Raw genomic sequence first — 17,531 nt, forward strand, 5'->3', positions numbered from 1 at the left:
CATTCAAGCGCAAGATCATTTCGATCGTCCCGGATGGCCATTGCCGGACAGCACCTGCGCGGCGCCGCCGATGCCGCGCCGGAAGGCTTCATCGAAGGTGACGCCGCGAAACTGCCATTTGTAGTCCTTGCCGCGCCACGCCATCCGCCATTGCGTGGCCCAGCCGAGATCCTTGTCATCCCAGACCAGCTGTCCGACCAGGGTGGCCTCGCCGCCCCGCGGCGCCACGATCGCACTCAACTGCGCGGGCGGCGTCTTCAGGAGCCCGGCCGCCGTGACATTGGCGCTCGTCAGAGCGGCCGTATCCGGCAGCACGAAACGCATGCCGCGCTTGCCGGCCGCGGCCGCGAGTGCATCGCGCTGCAAATCGGACTGCGTCCCGTCAGAGGTGACGATAAAATCCTTCGGGCCGTGCAGCATCTCGACGAAGACGCCGAGCGTCGGCCGCTGCGATTGCCACGGCTTGAGGCCGACCTTGACGAGAATGCCGTCGATCTTGTTCTGGTCGAAAGCCACCGTCAGGTCGTAAGGCCGGTCGCGGGTGCCCTGCTCGTCATGATGCGGCTTGCCGGCATACTGATCGTGATAGTCGAAACTGCTGACGAATTCTCTGGCCCTCGATTTGTATGCGGCAAGCCTGCGGTCGCTTGCCAGCATAGGCTGGCCGGACACCTTGATCAGGACGTCCTCCAGACATGCACCGAAGCCGATGATGCGGTTCGGCTCGCCCTGGCCGGTGACGACGGTCTGCGCGCGGTAGAGGTTGTCATCCTCCGCCATCGCACCACTGCACCAGATCAATGCAACGGCAAGCAGCGCTCCGACCACACCACGTGCGAACGCGGCGATCGGATTACGTTTCGTCTCAAGCAAGGCAGCCATGGTCACCTCCGCTCGGTCACGTCATCAACGGCACATTGGTGGTATTTTTCGGCAGCGCCAACATGTTCGGACATGGGCGCCATTCCAACAGCTGCACGGCGCGCTATGGCCACGTGCGGCAGGCCTGACATATGCTCGGCGCATGCGCGGCGGCGTCGGGTGCGCCGCCCAAGACAAGAAGATCGACGAGAACAGCCAGCAGGAGACGTCCCGTGAAATGCTATGAGTTGCAAGGCCCCGGCGGCGTCGACGCGCTTGCGCTGGTCGACAAGCCGGTTCCACAGGCCGGCCCCGGCGAGGTCCTGGTACGGCTGAAGGCGGCAACGCTGAACTATCGCGACCTGCTCACGGTCAAGGGCGGCTATGGCTCGCGCCAGAAATTTCCGCTGGTGCCGGTGTCCGACGGCGCCGGTGTCGTCGAGGCGGTCGGCGCCGGCGTCAGGAATTTCGCACCCGGCGATCGCGTGATCGGCAGCTTCTTCGAAAGCTGGCTCGGCGGCGAGCCGAGCGAGGCGCGGATGCGCGCGGCGCTTGGCGGCAGCGTCGACGGCGTGCTGACCGAATACCGCGTGTTCCCGGCGCACGCGCTGGTGCGCACGCCGGACCATCTCAGCGACATCGAAGCCGCAGCGCTGCCCTGCGCCGGCCTCACGGCGTGGAGCGCGGTGGTCAAGCTCGGCGACATCAAGCCGGGACAAACCGTGCTGACCCAGGGCACCGGCGGCGTCTCGCTGTTCGCGCTGCAATTCGCCAAGATGTGCGGCGCCCGCGTCATCGCGACCTCTTCCAGCGACGCCAAGATCGTGCGGCTGAAGCAGCTCGGCGCCGACGTCACGCTCAACTACAAGACCACGCCCGACTGGGGCAAGAAGGCGCGCGAGCTGACCGGGCGCGGCGTCGATCTCGTTGTCGAGGTCGGCGGCGTCGGCACGCTGAACGAGTCGATCCGCGCGACGAAGATCGGCGGCACCATCGCCTTCATCGGCGTGCTCGCCGGTCCCGCCTCGTCCGACACCAGGCTGCCGCTGATGGTGATGCAGCAGCAGCGGTTGCAGGGCGTCACCGTCGGCTCGATCGAGGATCTGCAGGCGCTGTGCGACGGCATCAGCATGCACGGCGTCAAGCCTGTGATCGACAAGGTATTCGCGTTCGACCAGGTCAAGGACGCGTTCGCCCACATGGCGAGCGGCGCGCATTTCGGCAAGATCGCGATTACGATCGGCTGATTTGCCCACCAGCAAGGCCTAGCGCCCCGTGAACTGGGCCTTGCGCTTCTCGACGAAGGCCTTGCGGCCTTCCTGCGCGTCGGCACTTTCGCGGATCACCATCTGCAGCTCGATTTCGCGGCGGAACTGATCGGCGTAGCTTGCGTGCTCGCTCTCCTCGAGCAGCTGCCGCGTCGCGACCAGCGCGCGCGTCGGGCCATCGGCGAGGCGGGCTGCAAGCGCTTTCGCCTCGTCGAGCAGCCTTGCGTCGTCGACCACGTCGCGCACCAGTCCCCACTCCTTCGCCCGCTCGGCCGACAACGGCTCGTTCAGCAGCATCAGGTCGAGCGCGCGCTGGCGCCCGATCAGGCGCGGCAACAGCCAGGTCGAGCCGAGGTCGGGCACCAGGCCGATCCGGCTGAACACCTGGATGAAGCTCGCCGAGCGCGCGGCCAGGATGATGTCGCCGGACATCGCAAGGCTGAAGCCGCCGCCGGCCGCGACGCCGTTGACCGCGACCACCACCGGCATCCGGCACTCGCGCAAGGCCTGCATCGCCGGCCAGTAATGCTTCATCACGCCGGTATAGATATTGTCGCCGAGCGAGTTGAACGCCTTGAGATTCTGCCCGGAGCAGAAGCCGCGCCCCTCCCCGGTCAGGACCAGCGCGCGGATGCCGGGCTCGACGCCCATCTCGCCGATGGCGCGTGCGAGATCGCCGAGCAGTTCCGGCGTCATGGCATTCAGGCTGGCGGGATCGTTCAGCGTCAGAATGCCGAGCTTGCCGTCCCGCTCACGCTTCACACTGCTCATTTTCCGCTCCCCAAAATTGGTTCTTGTTGCACTGACAGTGCCATGCTTGGCATGCTACGCCAACGCGACCCGCCCGCAACAAGAACAGCGAAAGCAACGCCATGTCCGACCAGTTCTCCAACTCGCAAGTGATCCGCAAGCCGGCCGTCAGCGCCAAGGGCGGCATCGTCGCCGCGCAGTCCCGCAAGGCGGCTGAAGTCGGCGCGGAGGTATTGGCAGCGGGCGGCGATTGCGTCGACGCCGTGATTGCAACCACCTTTGCGCTGGGCGTGCTGGAGCCGTGGATGAGCGGCGCCGGCGGCGGCGGCGCGATGGTGCTGTACCGCGCCAAGGAGAACCGCGTCGAGGCGATCGACTACGGCATGCGCGCGCCCGACGGCCTGCGCCTGGAGGATTATCCGCTGACCGGCGGCGCCGCCTCCGACCTGTTCCCCTGGGCGCGGGTCAAGGACGACCGCAACCTGCACGGCCCGGGCTCGATCGCGGTGCCCGGCGTCGTCGCCGGCATGGAGGAGGCGCATCGCCGCCACGCCAAAATGCCGTGGAAGGACCTGCTGGCGCCGAGCGTCAAGCTTGCCGGCGAAGGCCTGCTGGTGGATTGGTGGACCACCGACATGATCGCAAGCTCGGCCGCCGATCTGCGGCGCTATCCGGCCAGCGCCGCTGCGTATCTGCTGGACGGCCTGCCGCCGAATGCGCAATGGGGCATCAGATCGGTGGTCCGCATGCCGCAGGACAGGCTTAAGGCGACCATGGCGCAGCTTGCAGCAGCCGGCCCGCGCGATTTCTACGAGGGCGATCTGGCGCGCAGCATCGCTGACGATATCCAGGCCGCAGGCGGCGCGCTGTCGGTGCGCGATCTCGCCGCCTTCCGCGCCCACCTGCGCGAGCCGCTCAGGATTCCCTATCGCGGCGGCACGGTCTACGCGACGCCGGAACTGACCGCGGGTCCGACCATGGCGCGCACGCTCGGCCTGCTGCAGAAGGCGTTCGAACCTGCACAGGGCGGTCCGGATGCGGCCGCCTATACCGCTTATGCCGAGGCGCTGCAGGCCGCCTATCGCGAACGGCTGAAGGACATGGGCGACGTCGACGGCCGCCGCGCGCTCGGCGCGGAGGCAATCGCCCCAAGCTGCACCACGCATTTCTCGGCGGTCGACCGCGACGGCAACATGGCCGCGGTGACGCAGACGCTGCTGTCGACCTTCGGCTCCAAATTCGTGACGCCGAACACGGGCCTCACCATGAACAACGGCATCATGTGGTTCGATCCGACCCAAGGCGCACCGAACTCGCTCGCGCCCGGCAAGCGCTGCCTGACCAACTACACGCCCGTGGTGGCGGAGGCGGCCGACGGTCGCCGTCTTGCCGCCGGGGCATCCGGCGGCCGCCGCATCCTGCCCGCGGTATCGCAGCTGCTCTCCTTCGTGATGGATTTCGGCATGGATCTCGACGCCGCGATCCATCAGCCACGCATCGACGCCAGCGAAGGCAATGTCGTAATCGGCGATGTCCGCCTGCCGCAAGCTGTGCGTGAGGTGCTGCGCGGCAGCTTCGACTATGCGGAGGCGCGCATCCAGACCCAGCCCAAGAAGTTCGCTTGCCCCAGCATCGTGCTGCGCGACGGCACCACGAACAGCGGCGCCACCGAGCCGTTTCATCCGTGGAGCGATGCAATCGCCGAGGCGTGAACCGATCACGACACGCATAACAACAAGCATCCCGGGGAGGCCGTCATGAGCTACGAACACATCACGTGCGACATCGACGGCTCCCTGATGATCGTCACGCTCAATCGGCCCGACAAGCTCAATGCCTACACCGGCACCATGGGCGCGGAGATTGCGGACGCGTTTCTGCGCGCCGATGCGGACGACAGCGTCCGCGCGATCGTCGTCACCGGCGCGGGCCGTGCCTTCTGCGCCGGCGCCGACGTCTCTGGCGGCGCCAAGAGCTTCGACACGTCCGGCAGCCACGGCGCAGGCGTGTTCGCAAGCTCCGGCCAGCGCAGCGGCCGCTTCGTCGAGGCGATCTTCAACTGCCGAAAGCCCTCGATCGCCGCGATCAACGGCGCTGCGGTCGGCGTCGGCATCACCATGACGCTACCGATGGATATCCGCATCGCCGCTCGCGGCGCCAAGATCGGCTTCATCTTCGCGCGCCGCGGGCTGGTGCCGGAGGCCGGCTGTGCGTGGTTCTTGCCGAAGCTCGTCGGCCTTCCGCAATCGCTGCGCTGGTGCCTCTCCGGCCGCACCTTCGATGCGGACGAGGCGCTGGCCGGCGGCCTCGTCAGCGAGGTGGTCGAGCCGGACGCCCTGCTCGACCGGGCGCGGCAGATCGCCCATGAGATGACGGCGGAGACATCGGCCGTGTCGGTCGCACTGACTCGCCAGATGCTGTGGCGCTTCGCCGGCGCGCCTGATCCGTTCGAATTGCTCGCGATCGACAAACCGATGTCGGTCGAGCGCGGCGGCCACGCCGACGTGCGCGAGGGCGTGCAGTCCTTCATCGAGAAGCGGAAGCCGGCGTTTCCGGGCAAGGTCTCGCAGGACATGCCGAGCCAATATCCGTGGTGGCCGCCCTCGGAATGATCGGGGATCGCGGCGCGGTGATCGTCGTGCTTCGAGACGGCCGCTGCACCTCACGGTCGCACTTCACGCACCACCGTCGTCCCGGCGAAGGCCGGGACCCATAACCACAGGGCTGTTTTGTTGAATGAGCTGTGGCCACAGCTCTGCAAGGCAATTCGCATTCGTGGTTATGGGTCCCGGCCTTCGCCGGGACGACACCGAGGATGTGGCACGGCCGGTGAGTCATATGTAGGTATTCTCGCGACACATGAGCACGGTCCGGTCAGCAGCGCGGTATCCGAAAGGTGAACCGCGTTTCGGCAGCGGAGGACGTCACCTCAAGCTTGCCGTTGTGGGCGCGCGCAATTTCCGCGGCGATGTAGAGGCCCAAACCCAGGCCTTCGTAGGTGGACTGGTGCGCAACGCGAAAGAACGGCTGAAACAACCTCTCGATAACCGCCGGAGCGATCGGCGCCCCGCCATTCGCGACCGACAACTCAAAGCCCTCGCTGTCGGTTGCCGCAGACACCCTGACTGACGAATTGCCATCGCCATGCTTCAGGGCATTGCCGACCAGGTTGGACAGCAATTGCGCGATCCGGGCCGGATCGGAATTGATGCCGCGATTGATGGCGAAATCGGTCTGGATCACGCGATCAGGCCATGCCGCACGCAATTCATTCACGACTTGCTCAAGCGCCGGCAGCAATTGCGCGTCGGCGCTGCGCTTCAATTTGAAGCCGCCGCCAAGACGGGCGCGCGCGAAGTCCAGGACATCGTCGATCAGGGTCGCCATGCGCTTCACGCTGTTCTGAAGCAACCCGACATAGGTCATCGACTTTTCGTTGAGCGGCTCCTTCAGCAACAGCCTCATGCCCGCATCGATCGAGGCGAGCGGGTTGCGCAAATCGTGCGCGAGCACCGCGATAAATTGTTCGCGAATCTCGTCCGCCTGCTGGTGGTTCAGCAGCGCGGCCTCGCTGGTTGCGACCCTCTCCTGCGCCTGCAGGTGAAACCCGATCAGCGAAGCGAACAATCCGAACATGTTGACGACTTCCGGCGTGTTCACTTTCGCCGGGTGCGGATCGATCGCGCAGAGCGTCCCGAAAAACGTGCCGTCGGCGAGGACGATCGGAATCGAAATGTAGCTTTGAAATCCGTACATCGCCGGCGTGCGGTGGTCGCGAAAGGCCGGATCCTCGGCAACATGGTCGATGGCAACGCCGTGTCCGCTCGCCCGGATTTCGTCGCAGATCGTGGTCTCGACCTTCAGCTCATCGCCGGGCTTCAGTCCGAACGAGATGCTGTCCCGGACCGCGCAGGCAATCCAGCGGCTTTCCGTGACCCTCGCCACCGCGGCAAAGCCCATGCCTGTGCTGCGGCACACGACGTCGAGGATGGTCGGAACTGCATCTATCCGGCCGATCGCCAGGATGTCAGCCTTCAGGTCAGCGGGGAGCTCTGTCGTCGGGGCGGCTGACGAGCCTTGCAAGTCCGTGGCAATCAACTCGGGAATTCGGATCTACCTCACGCAAGCACCGGGAACAAGAAAGGCCGATCATGGGTCACGCACAATGGGGATCGTCAATGATCTCAGCATGGCCCGAAACTTCGACCGCTGTCCACATCTAAAGATGGTTCCCGGATTTCCCAAGTTCGGATCGCACCGACGCCGCAGGGGCTCGTCGGACAAATCAGTGATCGGCGCTTTCGCGATGACGCGCCGCGGGACATTGCAGGACGCAAATGGGCTGATACATTTCGGCCCGACAACGAACAATGGTGACCGGCTTGAGCGATGCAAGCGCAGACGTGCCGCCCGGCGCTCAGCTCCTCGGACGCGAGTGGCTGGGCTTCGACGGCGAAATCGCCTCGATCCGCTTTGTGGCGCAGCCGCTGTTCACCAGCCGGCATGGAACGATTCAGGGCGGCTTCCTTGCGGCGATGCTGGATTCGGCGACGGGCCTCGGCGCCCTCGCTGTACTTCCGTCAACCAAGACCGTGGTGACCAGAACTCTCACCACGCGGTTTCTCAAGCCGGCGCGCGTCGGTCCGATCACGGCCAAGGCCAAGGTCGTATCGCAGACCGACCGCGACATGATCGTCGAGGCCGATCTGATCGACGCCGACAGCGTGACGGTTGCCAGCGCCACGGCCGAATTGCGGATTCTGGACAAGCGATAGCCATGCGTCGTGCTTCCTGCGTGCTGTCAGCCCTGTTGTTGCTTGCGGTCTCTGCGGCGCACGCGGCTGGGCTCCGGCACTTCGACGTTCCCGCGGGCCCCGACGGACCTGCGATCAGGGGGGTGGCTTGGCATCCCTGCGCCGAGCCCCCGCACGAGATCGATGCCCGCGGCGGCAGAACGTTCTTCGGCGTCAACGACTGCCCGATCGTGGGAGACAAGCTGCCGCTGATCGTGATCTCGCATGGCAGGCGCGGCTGGCTCGGCGGCCATCACGACACCGCCGCAGCGCTTGCGGATGCCGGCTTCATCGTCGTGACGATCAATCATCCGACCGATACCGAACGCGACACCAGCGGCACCGACAGCCTTGCCGTCACGGTCGAGCGGCCAGCCGACATCAAGCGCGCGATCGACTACGCACTCGGAGGCTGGCCCGATGCAGCCCACATCGATGCCGGACGCATCGGTCTCTATGGTTTCTCCTGGGGCGGTTATACAGGCCTCGCGGCTGTTGGCGGTGAGCCCGATCTCCGCAAGGGCCTGCCGAACTGCCAGACATCGAGCTTGCGGGCCTGCAAGGAGCTCGAAGGCGGAGAAAAGCCGAGCGGACCGGTCGTCCACGATCCGCGGATCAAGGCCGCGATCATCGTCGATCCCTATCCTGTGCTGTTCTTTGCCGCCGGGAATCTGAAAGCCGTGACGATCCCGATTCAATTGTGGAGCTCGGACCCCGCGCAGAACGGCGACGGTCTCTCCGGGTGCTGTGCGGCCGCGATCAACGACAAGCTTCCGTCCAAACCGGACTTTCACCTGGTGAAGGATGCGAAGCACTTCTCTTTCCTCGCGACCTGCACGCCGGAGGAGACGGCGAAGATGGCTGGCATCTGTACCGACGCGCCGGGCTTCGACCGCGTCGCCTTTCATCAGCGCTTCCACGCCGCGGCCATCGCGTTCTTCAGAACGCATTTGGGCGAGACCGGGACGCGATAGCTTCGTAGGGTGGGTTAGCCGGAGGCGTAACCCACCATTGTCGTCCCAAATCGGCCTGTCGACTGAAGGGAGACCAGCGGTGGGTTACGCTTCGCTAACCCACCCTACGCAACCGCCCATCCGCATTCTACACCCCGAGCTTGTCCCGTACCCGCCCGGTCAGCACCGCCGTGGTGACACCGACGCGCCAGAAGGCGTGCATCGGGATCGGCTTGATGCCGGTCACGGGCATGTCGATCTCCGCCTTGGAACCTTTGATCAGGCGGCGAGCGAGTTGCGCGCCCATCGCGGTCGAGAGCGCGACGCCGCGGCCGTTGCAGCCGAGCGAGATCAGCAAATTCTCCGCGGGCTCATGAACATGCGGATAATGATCGGTGGTGATGGCGAGACGGCTGTTCCAGCCATGGGTCCAGTTGACGCCTTTGAGCTGCGGCCACAGCCGCTCGGCGTAGCGGATCAGATAAGCGACGTCGGTCGGCTTGCTGATCCAGCGCATCGGGCCACGGCCGCCCATCAGCAGCCGATTGTGCTGGTCGATCCGATAATAGACCGTGATATGGCCGCTCTCGTACAACACCGGACGCGTTGGCATGATCGAACGCGCGACCTCGTCGGACAGCGGCGCCGTCGCCGCGATCGAGGAGAACACCGGCACGATGGTGCGGCGGAGCGCGGGCCAGAGATCATCGGTAAAGCCATTGGTCGCGAGCAGCACCTTGTCGGCATGCACGATTGCGCGCGGTGTCTCGATCCGCCAGCGGCCGCTGTCACGACGCAACGACAGCGCCGGCGTCTCGCCATGGACGGCAACGCCGGCGCCGATCGCGGCGCGCGCCAGGCCGCGCGCGTAACTCAACGGATGCAGATCGCCACCGCGCGCATCCAGCATGGCGCAGAGGTAACGGTCGCTGCCGGTCATCTCGCGCATCTCGACGGCATTGAGCAGCTTAACCGGCATGCCGCGCCGGATGCACTGCTTCGCCGTGGTCTCGATCGCCGTGGCGCTGGCCGCATTGTAGGCGGCGCGCAGCGTGCCGTTCTGCCGCGCCTCGCAGGGAATCTGGTAGCGACGGATCAGGTCATGCGTGAAGTTGGTGGTACCGTAGGAGAATTCGATCATGCGGCGGCCGAGGTCGGCGCCGAAATCCTGTTCGATCTGATCCGGGTCGTGCTTCAGCCCCGGATTGGTCTGGCCGCCATTGTTGCCGGAGGCGCCCCAGCCCGGCTCCTGCGCCTCCAGCACGGTCGCGAGCACGCCCTGCTCGGCAAGATGCAGCGCGGTCGACAGGCCGGTAAAGCCGCCGCCGATGATCGCGACCGGCGCGCTCTTGTCCGACGTCAGCGGCGGTGTCGGTGTCGCTTCCACCGCGGTGTCGGCGTAGAGGCTCGGTGGAAGAGGAAGGCGAGTGGATGAACTCATAGGATCGTACCGGTCAGAATGAGATGTGGTTGCGTCGGTGTATCCGCGGATACGCTGCACCTCTCCCGCTTGCGGGGGAGGTCGGATTGCATCGGAGACGCAATCCGGGTGGGGGCTCTTTCCACAATGCGACTCGCGGAGAGACCCCCACCCCGGCCCTCCCCCGCAAGCGGGAGAGGGGGTCGAGTGCCGATGCGGCCACAGCTCGACCGAACAACGCCATGATCACAACGGGTGCAGCACGCGGCGCAGGAAATCCTGGGTGCGCGGGTGCTGCGGTTGGTTGAGGACGGATTTGGCGGCGCCCTGCTCGACGATGACGCCACCGTCGATGAACAGCACGCGGTCGGCGACGTCGCGGGCAAAGCCCATCTCATGGGTGACGACGACCATGGTCATGCCGTCGTCGGCGAGCTTGCGCATCACCGAGAGCACGTCGCCGACCAGTTCGGGATCGAGCGCCGAGGTCGGCTCGTCGAACAGGATCGCTTTCGGCTGCATCGCCAGCGCACGCGCGATCGCGACGCGCTGCTGCTGGCCGCCGGAGAGCTTCGGCGGATGCACCTCGGCCTTGTCGGCGAGCCCGACCTGCGCGAGCAGCGCGCGGCCGCGGGCCATCGCTGCCTCGCGCGGCTCCTTCTTCACATACAGCGGCCCCTCGATGACGTTCTCGAGCGCGGTGCGATGCGGAAACAGGTTGAAGCGCTGGAACACCATCGAGACCTGGGTGCGGATCGCCACAATCGAGCGGTCGCCCTGATCGACGCGCGCGCCTTCGACGCTGATCTCGCCGCGATCGTAGCTTTCGAGCCCGTTGATGCAGCGCAGGATGGTCGACTTGCCGGAGCCGGACGGGCCGATGATGCAGACCACCTCGCTCTTGGCGACCGAGGCCGTGATGCCCTTCAGCACCTCGACCTTGCCAAAGCTCTTGTGGACGTCGCGCAGCTCGATCATTTGCGGTTCGCCTTGTTCTCGAAGTGCCGAACCAGCAGGATGAGCGGAATGCTCATGGTGAGGTACATCAGCGCCACCAGCGTGAACACGCTGGTGTTCTTGAAGGTCGAGGAGGCGATCAGCTTGCCCTGCAGCGCGAGCTCGGCGACCGTGATGGTGGAGGCTTGCGAGGAATCCTTCAGCATCATGATCATGATGTTGCCGTAGGGCGGCAGGATGATCCTGACCGCCTGCGGCAGCACCACGCGGCGCATGGTGAGCCACCAGCCCATCCCGATGGTCTGCGCCGCCTCGATCTGCCCCTTGTCGATCGCCTCGATGCCGGCGCGGAAATTCTCCGCCTGATAGGCCGAATAGGCAATGCCGAGCCCGATGATCGCGGCCTGCAGCGCCGACAGCGCAATGCCGAAATCGGGCATCACGAAATAGATGTAAAACAGCAGCACGATGATCGGGATACCGCGGATCACATTGATCAGTGCGGCGCTGAGGCCTGTGAGAACGCCGATGCCGGACACCCGCATCAAGGCCCACACCAGCCCGAGCGCGGTCGAGAGCAAGAGCGAGCCGACGGTGACGACGATGGTCAGCCAGACACCCTGCAACAGGATCGGCACGAACTCGACGGCGTCATGGAAGAATTTTTGCATCGGTAGAATGTATCCAGTCCCTCGAATACGTCCCCGTCATCCTGAGGAGCGGCGTCTTCGCCGCGTCTCGAAGGATGAATCGGCCCGGCTTGTGGCCGTCGACCCTTCGAGACGCGCTACGCGCTCCTCAGGGTGACGGGTCAACTGATCTCACCTAGTCCGGACGGAGTGAAGCAACACTCTCACGACGCGCTAGCCTTCTGGCCCCATTTCTCCAGGATCTTTGCGATCGTGCCGTTGGCCTTCAGTTTCGCCAGCGAGGCGTTGATCTTGGCCAACAGCTCGGTGTCGCTCTTGCGGATGCCGATCGCGACCGTGCCGACGGTGACCGGCTTGTAGCCGTCGACCAGCCGGACGTCGGCGAAATTGCCCTGCTGCAGATTGTAGGCGAGGATCGGATAGTCGGCGAAGCCGGCCTTGAGGCGGCCGGCATTCACGTCGCGCAGGATGTCGGGAATGGTGTCGTAGACCTTGACCTCGCTGAACAGCCCGGTCTTCTTCAGCGCATCGACGAACGCCGTGCCGACCTGGGCGCCGACCACGGTGCCCTTCAGGTCCTCTTGCGAGGTGTAAGCCTTGGTGTCGGCCTTCGGCACCACCAGGCCCTCGCCATAGGTGTAGACCGGCTCGGAGAAGTCGATCACCTCCTTGCGCGCGGCAGTGGCGAACATCGCGGCAGCAATGATGTCGATCTTGTTCGCCGTCAGCGAGGGGATCAGCGCCGAGAACTGCATCGGCTCGATCTGCACGGAGAAGCCGGCGTCCTTGCCGATTTCGGTGGCGAGATCGACCATGATGCCCTGGATCGAATTGGTCTTGGTGTCGAGGAAGGTGAAGGGGATGCCGGTCGGCGTCGAGCCGACCTTCAGCACCTGCTGCGCCCCTGACGGCGCGCTCAAGGCAAGGGCAAGCGCCGCGACCGCGGCACGGACGAGACGCTGAAAGGACATCGCACACCTCCCGAAGCTGGCCTCGGCGCCGCATCGCACTGCTTTTCGAGCTAGAGGTTGCGGGCGACGCCGTTCCGGCCTATTTTCACCAATATGAAATTGTGGTCACGAAACCACGGCCAATGCAAGCAGTTTTCATGCACATGAAGGAAGCGGATTGACGTGAGCGGCGGCAAGAGAATGCGCAAAGGCGCGGCAGCGCGGCCCGTGACGCCACGCCGCGCCGCCAAAAAGCCGGTCAAGAAGCCGGCCGAACCGGCGATGGATCTCGCGGTCGGACGCCGCATCCGCGACCTGCGCCGCACCAAGCAGATGTCGCTGGAGGTGGTTGCCGCGCGTACCGACCTGTCGATCGGCTTCATCAGCCAGATCGAGCGCGGCCTGTCGTCGCCGTCGCTGCGCGTGCTGGCGACGCTGGCCGACGTGCTCGGCGTCGGCATCGCCGCGCTGTTCGGCGCGACGCCCAGGGATGACGGCGCCGGTGGCATCGTGACCCGCGAGGTGCAGCGCGCCGAGCTGAAACTGTGGCGCACCGGCATTTCAAAGCAGCTGCTGAGTCCCGCCGGCAGCGAGAGCCGGCTCAACCTGTTCCTGGTGCATCTCGAACCCGGCGGCAACACCGGCGACGAGTTCTACACCCATGACGGCGAAGAGGCCGGCCTCGTGCTATCAGGCGAGATGATTCTGACGGTCGACACCGAGACCTGGACGCTGAAGCAGGGCGACAGCTTCCGCTTCGCCAGCCGCCGCCCGCATCGGTTCTCCAACCCGGCCGGCGACGCCAAAGCCGTGGTGCTGTGGGTGAATTGTGTGACGGCGGCGGGGTAGTCCCATCCAATGTCGTCCCGGCGAAAGCCGGGACCCATAACCACAGGGTCATGTTGTTGAACAAGGCTGCGGCCCCAGCATCACACCATAACTCACATTCGTGGTTATGGGTCCCGGCTTTCGCCGGGACGACACCTGTTATTACGGAGCCCTCACGTCGAGCCGCATCACTTCAACCCCATCACAATTTCCTCGATCTTGATCGGGAAATTCCGCACCCGGATGCCGGTGGCGTGGAAGACGGCGTTGGCGACGGCGCCGGCGCTGCCGGTGATGCCGATCTCGCCGACGCCTTTGATGCCGAGCGGGTTGACGTGCGGATCATGCTCGTCGACGGTGATGACCTCCATCGGCGGCACGTCGGCATTCACAGGCACATGATACTCGGCGAGGTTCGCATTCAGGATGCGCCCCGAACGATGGTCCATCACCGCTTCCTCGTGCAGCGCGAAAGAGAGGCCCCAGATCATGCCGCCGTATAGCTGGCTCTGCACCATCAGCGGATTGACGATGCGGCCGGCCGCGAACGCGCCGACCAGCCGTGTGGCGCGGATCTGGCCGAGCTCCGGATCGACCTTGACCTCGGCAAACACGGCGCCATGCGCATGCATCGCATATTGCGACTGCGCCGCCGCATCGGCTGCGCCGGTGCCGGTGGCGTCGACCTCGGCGAGGCCGGCGCGCGCCAGGATCTCGGCGTAGCTTTCGCTGCGCGCGTCATCGTCGCGGCGATGCAGCCGACCGGCCCGCGCCACCACGCCGGCGTTGCCGGCGCCGAACAGCGGCGAGCGCTCATCCGAGGTCGCAAGCTCGGCGAGCTTTGCGATCACGGCCGCACCGGCATTGTGGATCGCCGCGCCGACGGTTGCGGTATGCCCCGAACCGCCGGCAATGCCGGCATCGGGCAGATCGGAGCTGCCGGAGCGGAACGTCAGCTGATCGAAATCGAGCCCGAGCGCGTCGGCCGAGATCTGCGCCAGCGCGGTCCAGGCGCCCTGCCCCATATCATGCGCGCCGGTCTCCATCACGCCCTTGCCATCGGCGCGGATCACCGCGCGCGCATTGCCCTGGAACATGATGGCCGGGAAGGTCGCGGTCCCCATGCCCCAGCCGACCAGAAAGCCGTTCTCGTCACGCATCTGCTTCGGCTGCAGCGGACGACCCGCCCAGCCGAACCGTTCGGCGGCTCTTGCATAGCACTGGCGCAGCGCCTTGGATGAAAACGGCTTGCCGGTGGTCGGCTCGACCTCGGCATAATTCTTCAGCCGAAACTCCAGCGGATCGATGCCGCAGGCGAACGCCGCCTCGTCGATCGCGCTTTCCAGCACGATCGATCCGGTGGCCTCGCCCGGCGCGCGCATGAACAGCGGCGTACCGGTGTCGACGCGCACCGCCTCGTGCGCGGTGCGGATCGCAGGGCTGGCATAGAGCGTGTGCGAGGCGTCGGCCGCGGGCTCGTAGAAATCGTCGAAGCTCGACGTCGTGATCCGCGCCTCGTGGTTGATCGCGGTCAAGAGGCCTGTCTCGTCGGTGCCGATCCGGATGCGCTGGCGGGTCGGCGGACGATGGCCGACCGGCCCATACATCTGGCTGCGGCGCAGCACGAGCTTGACCGGACGGCCGATCAGCTTGGCGGCCATGATGCCGAGCACCTGCGGCCCGGAGATCAGCCCCTTGGAGCCGAAGCCGCCGCCGAGGAACGGGCTGTTGATGTGGATGTTCGCCGGCGGAATGCCGAACAGCCCGGCGATGCGCATCTGTGCGAACCCCATGCCCTGGCTCGGCGTGTCGATGAACAGGCGATCGCCGTCCCACACCGCGACGATCGCATGCGGCTCCATCGCGTTGTGATACTGCGCCGGCGTCTCGTAGGTCGAATCGGTCAGCTTCGCGGCTGCGGCAATGCCGGCATCGATATCGCCGTGGCGGACTTCGGCGGGATTGCCGATGCCGACCACGGGTGGCGCATAGGCCTCGCCGGCGTCGAGGCCGACGCGCGCGATCTCGACCTGGTAGCGCGGCGACAGCAGCGCTGCGCCTTCGGTCGCGGCTTCCAGCGTCTCGGCGATCACGACCGCGATCGCCTGGTTGGCGTAGCGCACCTCGTCGCTCTGCAACAGCTCCATGCGGAACGCGAACGGGTTGCCCTTGGCGTCGGGATCTTCCGCGAGCTCGGGCTTGTGCGCCGGCGTCATCACGTCGATGACGCCGGGATGGCGCTTGGCGGCGGCGACGTCGAGCGCGGTGACACGGCCGCGCGCGATGCAGCTGGTTGCGATCACGGCATAGACCATGCCGGGCGGATGATTGTCGGCGGCATAGCGGGCCTTGCCGGTGACCTTCAGCACGCCGTCGGTGCGGGTCATCGGCTGGCCGATGTTCGAGCCATGCCTGATATGGGCGGGGTCGCGGGTCAGACTGAGTTCAACCGTCATGCGTTACGCTCCTGCAACGGATGAGAAAGGAGAGCCGGGCAACGCGGGAATGCGATCCGGCGTGCCTGCGGCGGCAAGGGTGAGCGCGCGCACGACGATGCGCTGCGCGAGCTCGATCTTGAAGGCGTTGTCGCCGGACGGCTTGGCGCCGGCGAGCGCGGCGCGCGCCACCTCGCGATAGACCGCCGCATCGGGCGCGGCGCCCGCGAGCACCTGCTCGGCCTCGCGCGCGCGCCACGGCTTTGCCGCGACGCCGCCGAGCGCGAGCCGCGCTTCACGGATCTTGCCATCCTCGATGCGTAAGGCCGCCGCGGCCGAGACCACGGCGAAAGCGTAGGACGTGCGCTCGCGCACCTTGATGTAGCGGGCATGCCGAGCGAAGCCTTGCGCCTCGGTCGGCAGCCGCAGCGCGACGATCAGGTCGCCGCGCTCCAGCGCGGTCTCGCGCTCAGGCGTCTCACCGGGCAGCCGATGCAGCGCCTCGAGCGGCAGCTCGCGCCGGCCGCCCTTGCCCTCGATCTCGACGATTGCATCGAGCGCGACCAGCGGCACGCAGAAGTCCGACGGATGGGTGGCGATGCAGCCCTCGCTCCAGCCGAGCACCGCGTGCAGGCGGTTCTCGCCCTTCAACGCATCGCAGCCGGCGCCCGGCCAGCGCCGGTTGCAGGCGCTGCCGGCGTCGTAGAAATAGGCGCAGCGCGTCCGCTGCATCAGATTGCCACCAACGGTCGCGGCATTGCGCAGCTGCGCCGATGCACCCGACAGCAGCGCCTCGGCGACCGCGGGATAGTTGCGCGCAAACGCGGCGTCATGCGCGAGATCGGCATTGCGCACCAGCGGGCCGATGCGCAAGCTACCATCGGAGAGATGCTCGATACGATCGAGCCCGGGCAGACGCGTGACGTCGACGAGGCGGCTCGGCCGGCTGACACCGCCCTTCATCAGGTCGAGCAGGTTGGTACCGGAGGCGAGATAGCTCGCGCCCTTTTCGGAAGCCGCCGCGATCGCGTCCGCGACGCTGGCCGGCCTGACATAATCGAAATTCATCATGCGGAGCGCCTCTGCTTGCTGGCGGTCATGTTGGATTGCGCCTCGAGCACGGCTTCGGTGATCCCCTCATAGGCGCCGCAGCGGCAGAGATTGCCGCTCATGCATTCGCGCACGCGCTCCGGATCGTCGCCGGCCTGCCCTTCCTGGATCAGGCCGATGCCGCTCATGATCTGGCCCGGGGTGCAGAAGCCGCACTGGAAACCGTCATGGGCGATGAAGGCGGCCTGCACCGGATGCAGCTCGCCGCCGCGCCCGACGCCTTCGATGGTCGTGATCTCGGCGCCGTCATGGCTGACGGCGAGCGCGAGGCAGGAATTGATGCGGCGGCCGTCGACCAGGATGGTGCAGGCGCCGCACTGGCCGCGGTCGCATCCCTTCTTGGTTCCGGTGAGGTCGAGCCGCTCGCGCAACAGGTCGAGCAGGGTGACGCGGGGGTCGTCGAGGGCAATATCCCGGCGGACGCCGTTGATGGTGAGACTGATGGGGAGATTCATGCAGGGCTCCGATCCGTGTATGGTCGGGTTGAATCGAGGCAACGCGAACCCGTGGCCGCCGATGCATGATCGGCGCGCCTTGTCAGGCCCGGTGCTGGTCG

Annotated in this window: 16 protein-coding genes; 6 read left to right on the plus strand and 10 right to left on the minus strand. The window is 66.2% G+C overall.

Annotated elements, in window-relative coordinates; genetic code table 11:
• Positions 1 to 15: 15 nt before the first annotated feature.
• Positions 16 to 882 carry a DUF2066 domain-containing protein gene (locus ACVIGB_RS19820; RefSeq protein ID WP_456721381.1) on the minus strand — a complete coding sequence of 289 codons (867 nt, stop codon included), beginning with the start codon at positions 880 to 882 and terminating at the stop codon, positions 16 to 18.
• Positions 883 to 1,094: 212 nt separating this feature from the next.
• Here ACVIGB_RS19820 and ACVIGB_RS19825 point away from each other — a divergent pair, with 212 nt between their 5' ends.
• Positions 1,095 to 2,108, plus strand: coding sequence for a zinc-dependent alcohol dehydrogenase family protein (locus tag ACVIGB_RS19825; RefSeq protein WP_456721380.1), 1,014 nt, complete (start codon positions 1,095 to 1,097; stop codon positions 2,106 to 2,108).
• Between the two features lie 18 nt (positions 2,109 to 2,126).
• On the opposite strand, the gene ACVIGB_RS19830 is transcribed toward ACVIGB_RS19825, so the two are convergent.
• Positions 2,127 to 2,900, minus strand: coding sequence for an enoyl-CoA hydratase-related protein (locus tag ACVIGB_RS19830; RefSeq protein ID WP_456721379.1), 774 nt, complete (start codon positions 2,898 to 2,900; stop codon positions 2,127 to 2,129).
• Positions 2,901 to 3,001: 101 nt separating this feature from the next.
• Between ACVIGB_RS19830 and ACVIGB_RS19835 the strand changes: the two genes are divergently transcribed.
• Together ACVIGB_RS19835 and ACVIGB_RS19840 are read left to right on the plus strand one after the other, a co-directional pair.
• Positions 3,002 to 4,591, plus strand: a complete 1,590-nt coding sequence (locus tag ACVIGB_RS19835; protein ID WP_456721378.1) for a gamma-glutamyltransferase — start codon at positions 3,002 to 3,004, stop codon at positions 4,589 to 4,591.
• Positions 4,592 to 4,636: 45 nt separating this feature from the next.
• The gene (locus tag ACVIGB_RS19840) at positions 4,637 to 5,491 is read left to right on the plus strand and encodes an enoyl-CoA hydratase-related protein (RefSeq protein WP_456721377.1); all 855 of its coding nucleotides are present in this window, start codon (positions 4,637 to 4,639) and stop codon (positions 5,489 to 5,491) included.
• Positions 5,492 to 5,753: 262 nt separating this feature from the next.
• Here ACVIGB_RS19840 and ACVIGB_RS19845 read toward each other — a convergent pair whose 3' ends face one another.
• Positions 5,754 to 6,977 carry a GAF domain-containing sensor histidine kinase gene (locus tag ACVIGB_RS19845; protein WP_456721376.1) on the minus strand — a complete coding sequence of 408 codons (1,224 nt, stop codon included), beginning with the start codon at positions 6,975 to 6,977 and terminating at the stop codon, positions 5,754 to 5,756.
• Between the two features lie 275 nt (positions 6,978 to 7,252).
• Here ACVIGB_RS19845 and ACVIGB_RS19850 point away from each other — a divergent pair, with 275 nt between their 5' ends.
• Positions 7,253 to 7,654, plus strand: a complete 402-nt coding sequence (locus ACVIGB_RS19850) for a PaaI family thioesterase (RefSeq protein WP_456749379.1) — start codon at positions 7,253 to 7,255, stop codon at positions 7,652 to 7,654.
• Positions 7,655 to 7,656: 2 nt separating this feature from the next.
• The gene (locus ACVIGB_RS19855) at positions 7,657 to 8,646 is read left to right on the plus strand and encodes an alpha/beta hydrolase family protein (RefSeq protein WP_456721374.1); all 990 of its coding nucleotides are present in this window, start codon (positions 7,657 to 7,659) and stop codon (positions 8,644 to 8,646) included.
• Between the two features lie 127 nt (positions 8,647 to 8,773).
• Here ACVIGB_RS19855 and ACVIGB_RS19860 read toward each other — a convergent pair whose 3' ends face one another.
• The 4 genes from ACVIGB_RS19860 to ACVIGB_RS19875 form a co-directional block, all read right to left on the minus strand.
• Positions 8,774 to 10,066: an NAD(P)/FAD-dependent oxidoreductase gene (locus tag ACVIGB_RS19860; RefSeq protein WP_456721373.1), complete on the minus strand. Its 1,293-nt coding sequence runs from the start codon at positions 10,064 to 10,066 to the stop codon at positions 8,774 to 8,776.
• Positions 10,067 to 10,291: 225 nt separating this feature from the next.
• Positions 10,292 to 11,023 (minus strand): amino acid ABC transporter ATP-binding protein, encoded by a 732-nt coding sequence (locus tag ACVIGB_RS19865; protein ID WP_456721372.1) that lies wholly within the window; start codon positions 11,021 to 11,023, stop codon positions 10,292 to 10,294.
• On the minus strand, positions 11,020 to 11,673 hold the full coding sequence (locus ACVIGB_RS19870; RefSeq protein WP_456721371.1) for an amino acid ABC transporter permease: 654 nt from the start codon (positions 11,671 to 11,673) through the stop codon (positions 11,020 to 11,022). Before ACVIGB_RS19870 ends, ACVIGB_RS19865 begins: the two co-directional genes overlap by 4 nt.
• A 182-nt stretch (positions 11,674 to 11,855) precedes the next feature.
• Positions 11,856 to 12,623 carry an ABC transporter substrate-binding protein gene (locus tag ACVIGB_RS19875; RefSeq protein ID WP_456721370.1) on the minus strand — a complete coding sequence of 256 codons (768 nt, stop codon included), beginning with the start codon at positions 12,621 to 12,623 and terminating at the stop codon, positions 11,856 to 11,858.
• Between the two features lie 180 nt (positions 12,624 to 12,803).
• Between ACVIGB_RS19875 and ACVIGB_RS19880 the strand changes: the two genes are divergently transcribed.
• On the plus strand, positions 12,804 to 13,451 hold the full coding sequence (locus tag ACVIGB_RS19880; RefSeq protein ID WP_456721369.1) for a cupin domain-containing protein: 648 nt from the start codon (positions 12,804 to 12,806) through the stop codon (positions 13,449 to 13,451).
• Positions 13,452 to 13,618: 167 nt separating this feature from the next.
• On the opposite strand, the gene ACVIGB_RS19885 is transcribed toward ACVIGB_RS19880, so the two are convergent.
• The 3 genes from ACVIGB_RS19885 to ACVIGB_RS19895 are packed head-to-tail and all read right to left on the minus strand — an operon-like array spanning position 13,619 to position 17,430.
• Positions 13,619 to 15,886, minus strand: coding sequence for a xanthine dehydrogenase family protein molybdopterin-binding subunit (locus ACVIGB_RS19885; protein ID WP_456721368.1), 2,268 nt, complete (start codon positions 15,884 to 15,886; stop codon positions 13,619 to 13,621).
• Between the two features lie 3 nt (positions 15,887 to 15,889).
• Complete coding sequence (locus ACVIGB_RS19890; protein WP_456721367.1) at positions 15,890 to 16,936, minus strand: FAD binding domain-containing protein; 1,047 nt, start codon at positions 16,934 to 16,936, stop codon at positions 15,890 to 15,892.
• A complete protein-coding gene (locus ACVIGB_RS19895) occupies positions 16,933 to 17,430 on the minus strand; it encodes a (2Fe-2S)-binding protein (RefSeq protein WP_456721366.1) in 498 nt (165 codons plus the stop codon). The genes ACVIGB_RS19890 and ACVIGB_RS19895 overlap by 4 nt, the downstream gene beginning before the upstream one ends.
• Between the last annotated feature and the right edge of the window lie 101 nt (positions 17,431 to 17,531).

This window comes from Bradyrhizobium sp. USDA 4341, from assembly GCF_054063755.1.